The 12,962-nt window shown below is 65.6% G+C and carries 14 protein-coding genes; 7 read left to right on the top strand and 7 right to left on the bottom strand.

Going from position 1 to position 12,962, the window contains the following annotated elements; all coding sequences use genetic code 11:
* Positions 1–90: 90 nt before the first annotated feature.
* The 6 genes from TSO5_RS09985 to rpsF all read right to left on the bottom strand — a co-directional run bounded on the left by TSO5_RS09985 (position 91) and on the right by rpsF (position 5,445).
* Positions 91–1,314: an NADP-dependent isocitrate dehydrogenase gene (locus TSO5_RS09985; RefSeq protein WP_109151438.1), complete on the bottom strand. Its 1,224-nt coding sequence runs from the start codon at positions 1,312–1,314 to the stop codon at positions 91–93.
* Positions 1,315–1,639: 325 nt separating this feature from the next.
* Positions 1,640–2,908: a cyclopropane-fatty-acyl-phospholipid synthase family protein gene (locus TSO5_RS09980; RefSeq protein WP_247870682.1), complete on the bottom strand. Its 1,269-nt coding sequence runs from the start codon at positions 2,906–2,908 to the stop codon at positions 1,640–1,642.
* Positions 2,909–3,162: 254 nt separating this feature from the next.
* Positions 3,163–3,726, bottom strand: coding sequence for a 50S ribosomal protein L9 (gene rplI / locus TSO5_RS09975; protein ID WP_109151437.1), 564 nt, complete (start codon positions 3,724–3,726; stop codon positions 3,163–3,165).
* Positions 3,726–4,685 carry a DUF2232 domain-containing protein gene (locus TSO5_RS09970; RefSeq protein ID WP_109151436.1) on the bottom strand — a complete coding sequence of 320 codons (960 nt, stop codon included), beginning with the start codon at positions 4,683–4,685 and terminating at the stop codon, positions 3,726–3,728. Before TSO5_RS09970 ends, rplI begins: the two co-directional genes overlap by 1 nt.
* Before the next feature lie 49 nt (positions 4,686–4,734).
* Positions 4,735–5,004, bottom strand: coding sequence for a 30S ribosomal protein S18 (rpsR, locus tag TSO5_RS09965; protein ID WP_012974291.1), 270 nt, complete (start codon positions 5,002–5,004; stop codon positions 4,735–4,737).
* On the bottom strand, positions 5,005–5,445 hold the full coding sequence (rpsF, locus tag TSO5_RS09960; RefSeq protein ID WP_085089177.1) for a 30S ribosomal protein S6: 441 nt from the start codon (positions 5,443–5,445) through the stop codon (positions 5,005–5,007).
* Between the two features lie 420 nt (positions 5,446–5,865).
* Between rpsF and TSO5_RS09955 the strand changes: the two genes are divergently transcribed.
* The 7 genes from TSO5_RS09955 to TSO5_RS09925 all read left to right on the top strand — a co-directional run bounded on the left by TSO5_RS09955 (position 5,866) and on the right by TSO5_RS09925 (position 12,127).
* The gene (locus TSO5_RS09955; RefSeq protein WP_109151435.1) at positions 5,866–6,852 is read left to right on the top strand and encodes an acyltransferase; all 987 of its coding nucleotides are present in this window, start codon (positions 5,866–5,868) and stop codon (positions 6,850–6,852) included.
* A gap of 266 nt (positions 6,853–7,118) precedes the next feature.
* Positions 7,119–8,060: an ACP S-malonyltransferase gene (gene fabD / locus TSO5_RS09950; RefSeq protein ID WP_109151434.1), complete on the top strand. Its 942-nt coding sequence runs from the start codon at positions 7,119–7,121 to the stop codon at positions 8,058–8,060.
* Positions 8,061–8,101: 41 nt separating this feature from the next.
* Positions 8,102–8,839 carry a 3-oxoacyl-[acyl-carrier-protein] reductase gene (gene fabG / locus TSO5_RS09945; RefSeq protein WP_109074453.1) on the top strand — a complete coding sequence of 246 codons (738 nt, stop codon included), beginning with the start codon at positions 8,102–8,104 and terminating at the stop codon, positions 8,837–8,839.
* Positions 8,840–9,027: 188 nt separating this feature from the next.
* Complete coding sequence (locus TSO5_RS09940; protein WP_014247969.1) at positions 9,028–9,267, top strand: acyl carrier protein; 240 nt, start codon at positions 9,028–9,030, stop codon at positions 9,265–9,267.
* 127 nt (positions 9,268–9,394) lie between these two features.
* Complete coding sequence (gene fabF, locus TSO5_RS09935; RefSeq protein WP_109151433.1) at positions 9,395–10,657, top strand: beta-ketoacyl-ACP synthase II; 1,263 nt, start codon at positions 9,395–9,397, stop codon at positions 10,655–10,657.
* A 48-nt stretch (positions 10,658–10,705) separates the two neighbouring features.
* Positions 10,706–11,713, top strand: coding sequence for an endolytic transglycosylase MltG (gene mltG, locus TSO5_RS09930; protein ID WP_109151432.1), 1,008 nt, complete (start codon positions 10,706–10,708; stop codon positions 11,711–11,713).
* A 123-nt stretch (positions 11,714–11,836) separates the two neighbouring features.
* Positions 11,837–12,127, top strand: coding sequence for a DUF2934 domain-containing protein (locus TSO5_RS09925; protein WP_109151431.1), 291 nt, complete (start codon positions 11,837–11,839; stop codon positions 12,125–12,127).
* A gap of 23 nt (positions 12,128–12,150) precedes the next feature.
* On the opposite strand, the gene TSO5_RS09920 is transcribed toward TSO5_RS09925, so the two are convergent.
* Positions 12,151–12,390 carry a hypothetical protein gene (locus TSO5_RS09920; protein ID WP_109074449.1) on the bottom strand — a complete coding sequence of 80 codons (240 nt, stop codon included), beginning with the start codon at positions 12,388–12,390 and terminating at the stop codon, positions 12,151–12,153.
* Positions 12,391–12,962 lie beyond the last annotated feature (572 nt).

Below are 12,962 nucleotides of genomic sequence, written 5' to 3'. Positions count from 1 at the left end.
CCGAACCCTAGCTGAGCCGTCGTCCGGTTTGACCCGGACGCGGCGTCGCACCCTGCGAAGTATAAGCGCTGGACAGAGACGGTGCCGGCCTTACGACCAGGCGGCCATCTTCTTTTCCAGATTGTCCGACAGCTTGTCCAGGAACTGCTTGGTGGTCATCCACGGCTGCTGCGGGCCGATCAGGATGGCGAGATCCTTGGTCATGAAGCCGGACTCGACGGTCTCGACGCAGACGCGCTCCAGCGTCTGGGCGAACTTGATCACGTCCGGGGTGTTGTCGAACTTGCCGCGATAGGCCAGACCCTGGGTCCAGGCATAGATCGAGGCGATCGGGTTGGTCGAGGTTTCCTTGCCCTTCTGGTGCTCGCGATAGTGGCGGGTCACCGTGCCGTGGGCGGCCTCGGCCTCGACGGTCTTGCCGTCCGGCGTGACCAGAACCGAGGTCATCAGGCCGAGCGAGCCGAAGCCCTGCGCCACGACGTCCGACTCAACGTCGCCGTCGTAGTTCTTGCAGGCCCACACGAAGCCGCCTTCCCACTTCAGGGCCGAGGCGACCATGTCGTCGATCAGGCGGTGCTCGTAGACCAGGCCCTTGGCCTTGAACTGGCCGGCGTAGGTCTCGTCGAAGACCTTCTGGAAGATGTCCTTGAAGCGGCCGTCATAGGCCTTCAGGATCGTGTTCTTCGTCGACAGATAGACCGAGTAGCCGCGCTCCAGGCCGTACATGAAGCTGGAGTGGGCGAAGCCTTCGATCGAATCGTCGAGGTTGTACATGCCCATCGCCACGCCGGCGCTCGGGTAATCGAACACCTCGTGCTCGATCTGCTGGCTGCCGTCGGCCGCTTCCCACTTGATCGTCATCTTGCCCGGGCCGGGAACGACGAAGTCGGTGGCCTTGTACTGGTCGCCGAAGGCGTGACGGCCGATGATGATCGGCTTGGTCCAGCCCGGGACGTAGCGCGGAACGTTGGAGCAGACGATCGGCTCGCGGAAGACGGTGCCGCCCAGGATGTTGCGGATCGTGCCGTTCGGCGACTTCCACATCTTCTTGAGGTTGAACTCCTTCACCCGAGCTTCGTCCGGGGTGATGGTCGCGCACTTCACGCCGACGCCATACTGCTTGATGGCGTTCGCGGACTCGACGGTGACCTTGTCGTCGGTCTTGTCGCGGTTCTCGATGCCGAGGTCGTAGTACTTAAGGTCGATGTCGAGGTAGGGCAGGATCAGCTTGTCTTTGATGAACTGCCAGATGATGCGCGTCATCTCGTCGCCGTCGAGTTCGACGACCGGATTGGCTACCTTGATCTTGGTCATGGGTGCGAGATCTCCCCGAACGGGTAAGGGCGTTGTCATTCCTTGGGAGCCGGGCGCGTCGTCCAGCGGGCGCTTGTTGCCGGGGAGCCTGCCGCTTGGGTGGCTCCCCGGTACCCCGGGCGGAAATCAATCGCGGTTATATAGCATCGCCCCGTGACGGAAAGGAAGGCACGGCGGTGGCTTAGGCGTCGATGTCGCATGATTCTGCTTGCAACGCAGCCCCGCAGCCGGCCATGATGGTCAATTGGTATTACCGGTTGGCCGGATCGAGCCGCTTTGGCGGCGGAATGCCGCCAAAGAACTGCAAATCCGGCCCTTGGTGCGGTCAGGCCGCCGACTCCGGGGTGCGAGACGGCCGCAACTCCGTCGATTGGCCGGCCGATGCGCCGGCAATGTCCCGTTCCGCATTCAGCATGTAGTCGCGTGTCAGCGGCACGGCGCCCAGCGAGCGCGCGACCTGCACCTGGAACACCATATGGCCCTGCAGACGGAAGGCCAGTTCGGCGCCGACCAGATAGAACTCCCACATCCGGCAGAAGCGCTCGTCATACAGCGCCTTCGCCTCCTCCCAATGGGCGGTGAAGCGGGCCCGCCAGTGGCGCAACGTCTCGGCATAATGCAGGCGCAGAACCTCCAGGTCGGTGGCCAGCAGGCCGGACCGCTCGATGACCGGCAGCACCTCCGACAGGGCAGGGGAATAGCCGCCGGGGAAGATGTATTTGCGGATCCAGGGGTTGGTGCTTGCCGGTCCGTCCAGACGACCGATGGAATGGATCAGCGCCACGCCCTCGTCGTTCAGCATGTCGCGCACCGCGTCGAAGTAGTTGCGGTATTGCGGCACGCCGACATGCTCGAACATGCCGACCGAGACGATGCGGTCGAAGGCCCCGCGATGGGCGGCGGCGAACTCGCGATAGTCGCGCAGCTCGAAGGTGACCCGGTCGGACAGCCCCGCCTCGTCCGCCCGCTGGCGCGCCACGGCGAGCTGTTCCGACGACAGGGTGATGCCGGTCACCCGCGCTCCGGTATGCCGCGCCAGATAGAGCGCCATGCCGCCCCAGCCGCAGCCGATATCGAGCACCCGCATGCCGGGCACGATCAGCAGCTTGGCGGCGATGTGCCGCTTTTTGGCCTCCTGGGCCTCGTCCAGCGACAGGCCGGGTTCCGCGAAATAGGCGCAGGAATACTGCATGTCCCGGTCGAGGAACAGCTGGTAGAACTGGCGTGACAGGTTGTAATGGTGCTCGACATTCTGGCGGGAACGCCGCATCGGATTGTATTGCTGCACGCGACGCAGCAGCGGCGACAGCGACTCCAGGGCGCGGCCCAGGGCGCCCTGCACCTCGGCACCGCTCATCAGCATCGACAGCAGGTCGTAGATGCCGCCGCCTTCGATCGAAAAGCGGCCGTTCATATAGGCTTCGCCGAACCGCAGGCGCGGATTGATGAGCAGGTCGCGCTCCACGGCGCGGTCGTGAAGGCGGAGGGTCAGGTTTGGTGACCCGGATCCGATCCGATGGTGTTTCCCATCGGCCGTAACGAGATTGAGGGTTCCGTCGCCCTTGGCGGCGGCAAGCAGACGAACCAGCAGCATGCCGAACTCCTTCCGCGGTGCCGTTCCAAGCATGGCGCGCAGGAAGGGGTGCGACAATTCGTCAATCGGTCAGAACTGCTACCCAATTGGGTATTGCGGACGTATGCACACAGTCATGTCTGTCGTTGCTGCCGCCTGCCCGGAATGCGGAAAACCGCCCGGCCCCCAATGGGGCGGGCGGTTTCCGGACGAGCGGTACGACGTGCCGCCAAAATCCCAAAGGCGTCTTCGGGACTTCAGCCGCAGAAGGGCGATCAGCCCTCCTCTTCCTCGGTCGCGGTCTCTTCGACGTAGGTCTCTTCTTCGTCTTCCTCGTCGCGCAGGTCGGCGGCGGTGATCATGCCACCACGCTGGGCCTGCAGCTCGGCCTCTTCGGCCGAACGGGCGACGTTGACCGTAACCGCGATCGACACTTCCGGATGCAGGACGACGCGCAGCTTGAACAGACCCAGGGTCTTGATCGGGGTGTCGATCTGGACCTGCTTGCGGTCGGTCTTGTAGCCGGCGGCGGTCAGCGCGTCGGAGACGTCGCGGGTGGTCACGGAACCGTACAGGACGCCGGTCTCGGCAGCCTGACGGATCACGACGACCGACACGTTGTCCATCTTGGTCGCAACCTGCTCGGCGTCCTTGCGGCGCTCCAGGTTCACGGCCTCAAGGTGGGCCTTCTGCTTCTCGAAGACGGCCAGGTTCGCCTTGGTGGCGCGCATGGCCTTCTTCTGCGGCAGCAGATAGTTGCGGGCGAAGCCAGGACGCACATTCACGACCTGACCCATCTGGCCGAGCTTCTCGACCCGCTCCAGCAGAATAACTTCCATCACTCGTCCTCCTGACCGGGGGCCGCGGGGGAAAACCGGCGGCGCAGCCCGATCCATTGCTCGATCATGCCCAGGCCGACCAAAAGCAGGATCGGCCACCCGAAGAGAAACAGCATCATGTAGAAGCCAACCAGGATCAGCGTGCGCGCCGATTTGCTGCTGGCGAATACATGGACCACCGAAAGTCCAGCGAAGGCGAAGGGTACCGCCAGGATCAGAGCCAGATTGACCGCCAGGAACCCGAAGGTTCCCGGTACGGCCGAGGCCGCCGCGACCGCCACCGCGAACAGCGGCGCCAGCCAGTTTGGCAATTCCAGCTCGGCCAGACGCATGGCAGGGCGCCGGTTGCGGCCGAACCGCATCAGCGCCCCCTGCGCCAGCACCGCGTTGACGATCGTCATGACAAGCCATGAGACCGCAACCAGCCCCGGCAGGACGGCCGCCACCCAGAAATCCTCGGGATCCGGGGCCGGCTGGCCCTGCGAACGGAACGCCGGCTCGACGACTCGGGCCAGGGTCTGCCGCATCAGCCCTTCCAACCCACCGGGCTGGTCGAGCGTCAGGATCACCGCGGCGAGCAGCGCCGCCACACCCATCCCGGTCAAGCCCATCAGGACCCGGCCGGGTGGATACCATTCCAGGGTTCCATCCTCCCGCGTGCGCGCCAGCAGCGACTGCCGCACCACCAGGATAGCCGGGGCGGCCCCGGTCACCAGGTAGGACAGTGCCACCAGCATGCTGCCGGAGGTGCCCAGCATCACCGCGGCGGCGCCGGCCAGACCGGCCAGCATCACCGCGGGAGCCCCTAACCACAGTCCCGTCAGGAACAGCGGCAGGGGGGCCAGATAGCCCAGGATCAGCGCACCCATCCCGCCGAACGTGACCGACAGGTAGAAGAACGCGCTTGCCAGACCGCCGCCGACGGCGACCACCAGCGGTACGGCCGGACCCAAGGCCATGGAAACCCCTTGAAGAACCTTCACCGAAACAGTTCGGCCGTTGCCGGGCTTACTTCACCACGTAGGGGAGAAGGGCCAGGAAACGGGCGCGCTTGATGGCGCGGGCCAGTTCACGCTGCTTCTTCGTCGAGACCGCGGTGATGCGGCTCGGGACGATCTTCCCGCGCTCGGAGATGAAGCGGGACAGCAGCTTGACGTCCTTGTAGTCGATCGCCGGAGCATTCGCGCCCGAGAACGGGCAGGTCTTGCGGCGACGGAAGAACGGGCGGCGTGCGCCGCCGGTGCGGGCCGGAGCGCCCGTGGTCTGCTTGTCGGACATTTACGCGGTCTCCCCTTCGGCGGCGGCAACGTTTTCCTGGCGGCGCGGCGGACGCGGGCCACGGTCGTCGAAGCGACGCGGACCACGGTCGCCACGATCACCGCGCTCACCACGCTCGTTGCGGCTCTGCATCATCGCCGACGGGTTGGCATCGAGGGCGTCGACACGCACGGTCATGAAGCGCAGCACGTCTTCGCTGATGCTCATGTTCCGCTCCATCTCGGCGACGGCGGCGGCCGGAGCGTCGATGTTGAAGAGGGTGTAGTGACCCTTGCGGTTCTTCTTGATCTTGTAGGTGAGGGTCTTCAGACCCCAGTATTCGCTCTTGGCGATCGTGCCGCCGTTGTCGCGAACGATCTGGGCGAACTGCTCAGAGAGCTGCTCGGCCTGGGCGGCCGAAATGTCCTGGCGCGCGATCAGCACGCACTCGTAAAGTGCCATTGCACTCCCCATGGCTGTTCATGGTCCGGCGCTGCGCCCCATCCCTCATGGATTGGATCAGCTGCCCGGGCCTAGCCGACGGCGGACCGCCGGCAAGGAGTTATGAAGCGGCGCAGTATGCACAGGCCGGCGGTGGTAGCAAGCGGAAATCCGGCCCGGGATGCGCCACCTTCCGGAAAAATCTATTCGCGTTATAGAGAGCTGCCCGGATGACCCCCGCCGCGCTGCTTTGGGCAAGGGGTGGGCCGGGCGGGGCAGGGGGGGCTATCGCGCGGGATAAGCTCTGGCGCATTTGACCGAAGTGCATTGGATCGCTCCAGGCGCCATGTTCAGCCTGCCGTTTACGGCGGAGTTCGCGGTGCGTCGGTCGACCGCGCGCTCCGTCCGCGGCGCTGATAGCCCGGTGCCTGGAGTAGCCCCATGCGCAAGAACATGTTGCCGTATCATGTCGTGGAACTGAGGGGGCTGGCCTGCATCCTGCTGGTCGCCTACCACGTGGTCGGTATTCCTGGGGCCGGCATGCAGGTGGCGGATGGGTCGGTGTACCGCTACGCCACCGACAGCTTCGAACTGATCCGCATGCCGCTCTTCACCTTCATCTCGGGGCTCGTGTACGCCCTGAACCCCGCCACAGGCGACCGGCTGAGCACCTTCTTCGTCAAGAAGCTGCGCCGGCTGGGCTTTCCATTCCTGGTGGTGTCGACTCTCTTCTATCTGCTGCAGACCCATGCGCCGGGTGCGAACGGGACCGCCGCCCCCGATTCGATGTGGCGGATCTACGTCTTCTCCTATGCCCACTTCTGGTATCTGCAGGCGCTGTTCCTGATCTTCACGGGCGTCGCGCTGCTCGACGCGCTGCACGCGATGGACCGGCCGGGCGGGTTTGTGTTCGCCATGGCCGTTGCGGTGGTCATGTGCCTGACGGTCCATGTCGACTCGAACATCCTGTCGGTCAACGAGGCCTGCTTCCTGTTGCCGCACTTCCTGCTGGGGGTGGGGGTGACCCGCTTCCGCGCCATGGTTCCCCGGTCGGCGATGGTTGGCGGCGCCGCTGCCGCGCTCGCCATCGGCGTGGCCCTGCATCAGGCGTCGCTGTGGGGCTATCTGCCGCATTTCGGCTGGAACAGTGGTGTCGCGCTGCTGTGCGGGATGGGCGGAGCGGTGACGCTGCTGCATGCCATGCCGACGGGCCGGGTTTTCCGGATGGTGGGAGCCTCCTCCTACGCCATCTACCTGCATCACGCTCTGTTCGCCGCCGGTGCGCGGGTGGTGCTGCACCGGCTGGACGCTGGGGATGGCGTGATTTTCTGCGTGGCGCTGATCGCCGGCCTGATCGGCCCGATGGTGCTGGAGGCGTTGGCGCAGATCAGGCCCTGGACCAGGGTGGCGCTTGTGGGCAAGGCATGACCGCGGCGCTTTGATTTGCGCCGCAGCATAAGGCGCAAGACCCGCAAGACCCGATTTGCGGTACGTCTGGGTCAGCCCACGAACAACCCCTTCCGCACGGCGGTTTTTCGTGGGCCTTCTGCGTCAATACGTGGCGTTTTATCGCACCATTGTCGCTTTGGTCATCGCGCGTCGCTTGACTTGCTCAAAAGTGAGGGTATGACTGTCGCCCAATCCATGGTGCCGCCGCAGGGGCGGGGCGCATTCATCCAGGGTTTCACCGAAGCATGACCAGGGCGTTCGTCTTTCCGGGGCAGGGCAGCCAGGCTGTCGGCATGGGCCGCGAACTCGCCGAAGCGTTCGAAGTCGCTCGTCACACCTTCGAAGAGGTGGACGACGCGCTGAACCAGCGGCTGTCGCGACTGATGGTCGAAGGCCCGGAGGCCGACCTTACCCTGACCGAGAACGCGCAGCCCGCCCTGATGGCGGTCAGCGTCGCGGTGATGCGGGTTCTGGCGAGCGAGGGCGGGGTCGACCTGTCCAAGCATGCCACCTTCGTCGCCGGCCACTCGTTGGGCGAATATTCGGCGCTCTGCGCCGCCGGCGCCTTCTCGCTGGGCGACACCGCGCGCCTGCTGAAGCTGCGCGGGCAGGCGATGCAGAAGGCGGTTCCGGTCGGCAAGGGCGCCATGGCGGCCCTGCTGGGCGCCGACCTGGACCAGGCGCAGGCCATTGCCGCCGACGCCGCCCAGGGCGAAGTGTGCAGCATCGCCAACGACAACTCTGTCGGGCAGGTGGTGATTTCCGGCAGCGCCGACGCCATCGACCGCGCCATTGCCCTGGCGGCGGAACGCGGGCTGAAGCGCTCGGTGCGCCTGCCGGTGTCTGCTCCCTTCCATTGCTCGCTGATGCAGCCGGCCGCCGACGCCATGGCGGAGGCTCTGGCGAACGTCACGATTTCCGCCCCGGTGGTTCCGGTGGTGGCGAACGTCACCGCCTCGGCGGTGTCGGACCCCAACGCCATCCGCCGCCTGCTTGTCGAGCAGGTGACCGGCATGGTCCGCTGGCGCGAATGCGTGCTCTATATGAAGGAGCAGGGTGTCGAGCGGCTGGTCGAGGTCGGGTCGGGCAAGGTTCTCGCCGGGCTGACCAAGCGCATCGACAAGGATCTGACGGCGGTGTCGGTCGGAACGCCGGCCGATGTCGAGTCGTTCCTGAAGACCCTGTGATCCCTTCAGACCCGTGATACATCAGCCTCGTGAGGCCATCCATGTTTGACCTGACCGGCAAGTCGGCCCTCGTCACCGGCGCGTCCGGCGGCATCGGCGCGTCGATCGCCCGTGCGCTGCATGCCCAGGGCGCAGCCGTCGCGCTGTCCGGCACCCGCGTCGCTCCGCTGGAGGCCCTGGCCGCCGAGTTGGGCGAGCGCGCCTTCGTCGTGCCCGGCAACCTGTCCGAGGCCGCGGCGACCGAGCAGCTGTTCAAGGACGCCGAGGCGGCCCTGGGCAAGATCGACATCCTCGTCAACAACGCCGGGCTGACCCGCGACCAGATCGCGATGCGCCTGAAGGACGAGGACTGGCAGTCGGTCATCGACGTGAACCTGACGGCGGCCTTCCGCCTGTCGCGGGCCGCCATGCGCGGCATGATGAAGCGCCGCTGGGGCCGCATCGTCAACATCACGTCGGTCGTCGGCGTCACCGGCAATCCGGGGCAGGCCAACTATGCTGCGTCCAAGGCCGGCCTGATCGGCATGTCGAAGTCGCTGGCCGCCGAGTTGGCCTCGCGCAACATCACCGTCAACTGCGTCGCGCCGGGGTTCATCACCACGGCCATGACCGACGCCCTGAACGACGAGCAGAAGCAGAAGCTGCTCCCCGCCATTCCGGCCGGCCGCATGGGCCAGCCGGACGAGATCGCCGCCGGGGTCGTGTACCTCGCGAGCGAGGAGGCCGCCTACGTCACCGGCCAGACGCTGCACATCAACGGCGGCATGGCCATGATCTGATGAGGATCCGACGGGGCGGCATCGCCACGTGTGAAGAACGGCGCCAACCGGGCTCCCTCGCGGGTGCTGGTCAAGGCTGCTGAAATGTGTTATCGGACGGGGCTTTTCGCGGCAGGACGGCACGTTCTTGGCGTGTTGCTCCGACCGGATTATCCCGAGCGGTTTCAAGGATTGGAAGGTCTTAAAAGATGAGCGACATCGCCGAGCGCGTGAAGAAGATCGTTGTGGACCACCTGGGTGTCGAGGAGTCGAAGGTGGTGGAGAACGCCTCCTTCATCGACGATCTGGGCGCCGACAGCCTCGACACCGTCGAGCTGGTCATGGCCTTCGAGGAAGAGTTCGGTGTCGAGATCCCGGACGACGCCGCGGAGAAGATCCTGTCGGTGAAGGACGCCATCGACTTCATCAAGGCCAACGCCGCCGCCTGATCGGGCCGCGGGCATTGAGCCCCCGAGGGCCAGGCGAACCGCAATTGCGATACCAGCAGCGCGGGGCCTGGCCGTCGACGACCAGATCGTCGACAGTTTATTCGAGGAAAGGTCAAGGAACAGCCTCATGAGACGTGTCGTCGTCACCGGACTCGGTATGGTCACGCCGCTCGGCGTCGGCCACGCGCTGAACTGGGAGCGGCTGATTTCCGGAACGTCGGGAATCCGCGGCATCACGGGGTTCGATGCTTCGGACCTGGCCTCCAAAGTCGCCGGGCAGCTCCCGCGCGGAACGGGTGAAGGCGAGTTCAACGCCGACTCCTTCGTTTCGCCGAAGGATCAGCGCAAGATGGATGATTTCATCATCTTCGCCATCGCCGCGGCGCAGGAAGCAATCAAGGATTCGGGTTGGGTTCCCCAGACCGATGAAGAGCGCGAGCGGACCGGCGTCATGGTCGGTTCGGGCATCGGCGGCCTTCCGGGCATCGCCGACGGCGCCGTGACCCTGCATGAAAAGGGTCCGCGCCGCCTGTCGCCCTTCTTCATCCCCGGCTGCCTGATCAATCTGGCCTCCGGCCACATTTCGATCCAGCACGGCTTCAAGGGCCCCAACCACGCGGTCGTCACCGCCTGCTCGACCGGCGCGCACGCCATCGGCGATGCCGCCCGTCTGATCATGTGGGACGATGCCGACATCATGGTCGCCGGCGGCACGGAGGCGGCGGTCAGCCGGCTCGGCGTCGGCGGTTTCGCCGCCATGCGCGCGCTGTCCACCAACTTCAACGACACGCCCGAAAAGGCCTCGCGTCCCTATGACAAGGACCGCGACGGCTTCGTCATCGGCGAGGGTGCCGGTGTCGTAGTGCTGGAGGAGTTGGAGCACGCCAAGAAGCGCGGCGCCACCATCTATGCCGAGGTCGTCGGTTACGGCCTGTCGGGCGACGCCTACCACATCTCCGCCCCGGCGGAAGACGGCAATGGCGGTTTCCGCGCCATGAAGGGTGCGCTGAAGCGCGCCGGCCTGAACCCGTCCGACATCGATTACGTCAACGCCCACGGCACCTCGACGCCGCTCGGCGACGAGATCGAGTTGGGTGCGGTGAAGCGCCTGTTCGGCGACGCCATGAACAATCTGGCGATGTCCTCCACCAAGTCGGCCATCGGCCACCTGTTGGGGGCCGCCGGTGCGGTCGAGGCGATCTACTCGATCAAGGCGATCAACCACGGCATCGTGCCGCCCACGCTGAATCTCGACAATCCGTCGGAAAGCTGCATGGGCGTCAATCTGGTGCCGAAGGTCGCCCAGGAGCGCCGCGTGCGTGCGGCGCTGTCGAACTCCTTCGGGTTCGGCGGCACCAACGCCTCGCTGGTGTTCAAGGAATTCGCGTAAGCGAAGCTCCCACCGACGTTGCGGTCTGCAGTCTTCAAGAGGTGAACGATGGGCTGGGGTCTCCGGATTTTCGCGGGGACGCTGGCCCTCGCGGTCGGTGCGGCAGGCGGAATCGGCGTCTGGGGTTACCAGCGCTATTCGGCCGCCGGACCGTTGGAGCAGGCTGAGACGGTCGTCATCCCGCGCGGCAGCGGGCTTGAGGCCATTGCCATCACGCTGGGCGACTCCGGCGTGATCGGTTCGCCGCTGGTGTTCGTCGCCGCGGCCAAGCTGTCCGGCACCTTCCGTGAGTTGAAGGCCGGCGAATACCAGTTCCCCGCAGGAATCAGCATCGAAGGTGTCTTGGAGCAGATGCGCCAGGGCCGCACCGTCGTGCATCGCCTCACCGTGCCGGAAGGGCTGACCTCGGCCCAGGTGGTGGCGCTTCTGGAGCGGGAAACCATGCTGACCGGCAATCTCGCGAAGCCGCCGAAGGAAGGCTCGCTCCTGCCGGAGACCTACCACTACGCCTATGGCGACAGCCGCAGCGCCCTGATCGAGCGGATGCAGACGGCGATGACCCAGACCTTGGCGGAGGCGTGGAAGACCCGCGACCAGAACCTTCCCTTCGAAACGCCGCAGCAGGCGCTGACCCTCGCGTCCATCGTCGAGAAGGAGACCGGCATCGCCGCCGAGCGGCCCAGGGTGGCGGGAGTTTTCGTCAACCGGTTGGAAGCCGGTATGAAGCTGCAGTCGGACCCGACGGTGATCTACGCGCTATCCGATGGCAGTGGAGAACTCGGCCGGGCGCTGACCCGCAACGATTGGAAGTTCGAATCGCCCTACAACACCTATGTGGCGACCGGCCTGCCGCCGGGTCCCATCGCCAATCCGGGCAAGGCGTCGATCCAGGCGGTGATGAAGCCTGAGCGGCACGAGTTCCTGTATTTCGTCGCCGATGGCACCGGTGGCCATGTCTTCGCCAAGTCGTTGTCCGACCACAACCGCAACGTCGCCAAATGGCGCGAAGTCCAGCAGAGCCGGCAGCCCGACCACGGCGAAACGTCATCGGAGTGACGGCCGGGGAGTACGGCGGTCTGCGGCGGAGGGCCGATAACGATCCGCTCGGTTGCGTGTATGTCGCGAATTGTGCAGTCTTCGCATCGCAGCAAACCCAACCACCTTCCCTGGGGAGATGTGATGAGCGTGGATCTCGAACAACGCATCCGTGACCGCGCCTATGCGATCTGGCTGGCCGAGGGCTGTCCCCACGGCCGTGACGCCGACCACTGGCTCCAGGCCGAACGTGCGATCCTGGCCGAAGCGGCGGCCGTTGTCGACGTCGCCCCGGTCGTCGCGGTGGTGAAGGCCCCGCGCAAGACCACCAACGCGAAGCCGCGGGCAGTGGTGAAGTCCATCGGACCGGAAGCCACGACTTCCGAGCCCCCCAAGGCGCGCAAGCCACGCAGCCGCAAGCCGGCTTCCGTCTGAGGGTTCGACGAAGCCCGCCGGGATCAGGCGGCGTTGGAGGCCTGCGGCAATTCCAGGTTCGAGACGACCATCACCCCGGCGGTCGTGCCGTAGTTCTTGCGGGCGGCGCGCAATGCCTCCAGCGCCTCGATCAGGCTTTCCTCGGCGAAGCCCGGGGCCAGTCCGGCCAGTTCCCGCTCCGTCAAGTCGATGAAGGCGTCCAGCAGGCGCGCATGGATGCGGCTGGCCAAGCGGACTTCATCGGCGACCTTCTGTGCGGGCATGGGTAGCTCCCTTGGTGTCGTGTGGGTCTAATGATCGGTAGAGCGTCTTCTCGGGATCGAATGTCCCGCGGGGCCGATTAGGCGTCGAATAGGGTTAAAAGAACTTTAAATGCCAGATATCCCCGGCGGGGGATTAAGAATTACCACTTCGGATTCTCTGGAGCCGCCGGTTGCCTGCCGTTTCTGGTGACGGGATCACGCTTCCCTTCCAACCGCCATCAAAGAACTTCAGTGACCTTCTCTGCTCGACGGCTCCCGGGACTCAGGCATGTGCCGTGGACCGGCAGTTCATCGATGGACATCACCAAAAAGGCGGCCGCAGTTCATGAAGTGGATTTCATGGGCGAGTCAGGTTGGGGACAGGGCGGCCGGGCTATTGTCCTTCCTGTGACGCGGTCGGGCCAGCCCCCCTGAAACACCGGCCCGTCACGAGAGCGTCTTCTTATCTGGTGTCTCTTCCCGATGGTCCCCTGCCATCGGATATGACCGTCCGGTTCTCCCGTTTGCCTCCGGATGGTACCTATCGGCGGAGCGCGTCCGTGGCCAAATCCAAGGCCGACGTTGCCCCCCAC

Source organism: Azospirillum sp. TSO5 (assembly GCF_003116065.1).
Classification (GTDB): Bacteria; Pseudomonadota; Alphaproteobacteria; order Azospirillales; family Azospirillaceae; genus Azospirillum.
This window is presented reverse-complemented; position numbering and strand designations above follow the sequence as displayed.

Coding starts and splice junctions, on each gene's coding strand:
- mltG (WP_109151432.1), top strand. CDS start 10,706: ATGGGCTGGGGTCTCCGGATTTTCGCGGGGACGCTGGCCCTCGCGGTC.
- rpsR (WP_012974291.1), bottom strand. CDS start 5,004: ATGTCCGACAAGCAGACCACGGGCGCTCCGGCCCGCACCGGCGGCGCA.
- rplI (WP_109151437.1), bottom strand. CDS start 3,726: ATGGAAGTTATTCTGCTGGAGCGGGTCGAGAAGCTCGGCCAGATGGGT.
- TSO5_RS09940 (WP_014247969.1), top strand. CDS start 9,028: ATGAGCGACATCGCCGAGCGCGTGAAGAAGATCGTTGTGGACCACCTG.
- fabG (WP_109074453.1), top strand. CDS start 8,102: ATGTTTGACCTGACCGGCAAGTCGGCCCTCGTCACCGGCGCGTCCGGC.
- TSO5_RS09920 (WP_109074449.1), bottom strand. CDS start 12,390: ATGCCCGCACAGAAGGTCGCCGATGAAGTCCGCTTGGCCAGCCGCATC.
- TSO5_RS09970 (WP_109151436.1), bottom strand. CDS start 4,685: ATGGCCTTGGGTCCGGCCGTACCGCTGGTGGTCGCCGTCGGCGGCGGT.
- fabD (WP_109151434.1), top strand. CDS start 7,119: ATGACCAGGGCGTTCGTCTTTCCGGGGCAGGGCAGCCAGGCTGTCGGC.
- TSO5_RS09925 (WP_109151431.1), top strand. CDS start 11,837: ATGAGCGTGGATCTCGAACAACGCATCCGTGACCGCGCCTATGCGATC.
- TSO5_RS09985 (WP_109151438.1), bottom strand. CDS start 1,314: ATGACCAAGATCAAGGTAGCCAATCCGGTCGTCGAACTCGACGGCGAC.
- rpsF (WP_085089177.1), bottom strand. CDS start 5,445: ATGGCACTTTACGAGTGCGTGCTGATCGCGCGCCAGGACATTTCGGCC.
- TSO5_RS09980 (WP_247870682.1), bottom strand. CDS start 2,908: ATGCTGCTGGTTCGTCTGCTTGCCGCCGCCAAGGGCGACGGAACCCTC.
- TSO5_RS09955 (WP_109151435.1), top strand. CDS start 5,866: ATGCGCAAGAACATGTTGCCGTATCATGTCGTGGAACTGAGGGGGCTG.
- fabF (WP_109151433.1), top strand. CDS start 9,395: ATGAGACGTGTCGTCGTCACCGGACTCGGTATGGTCACGCCGCTCGGC.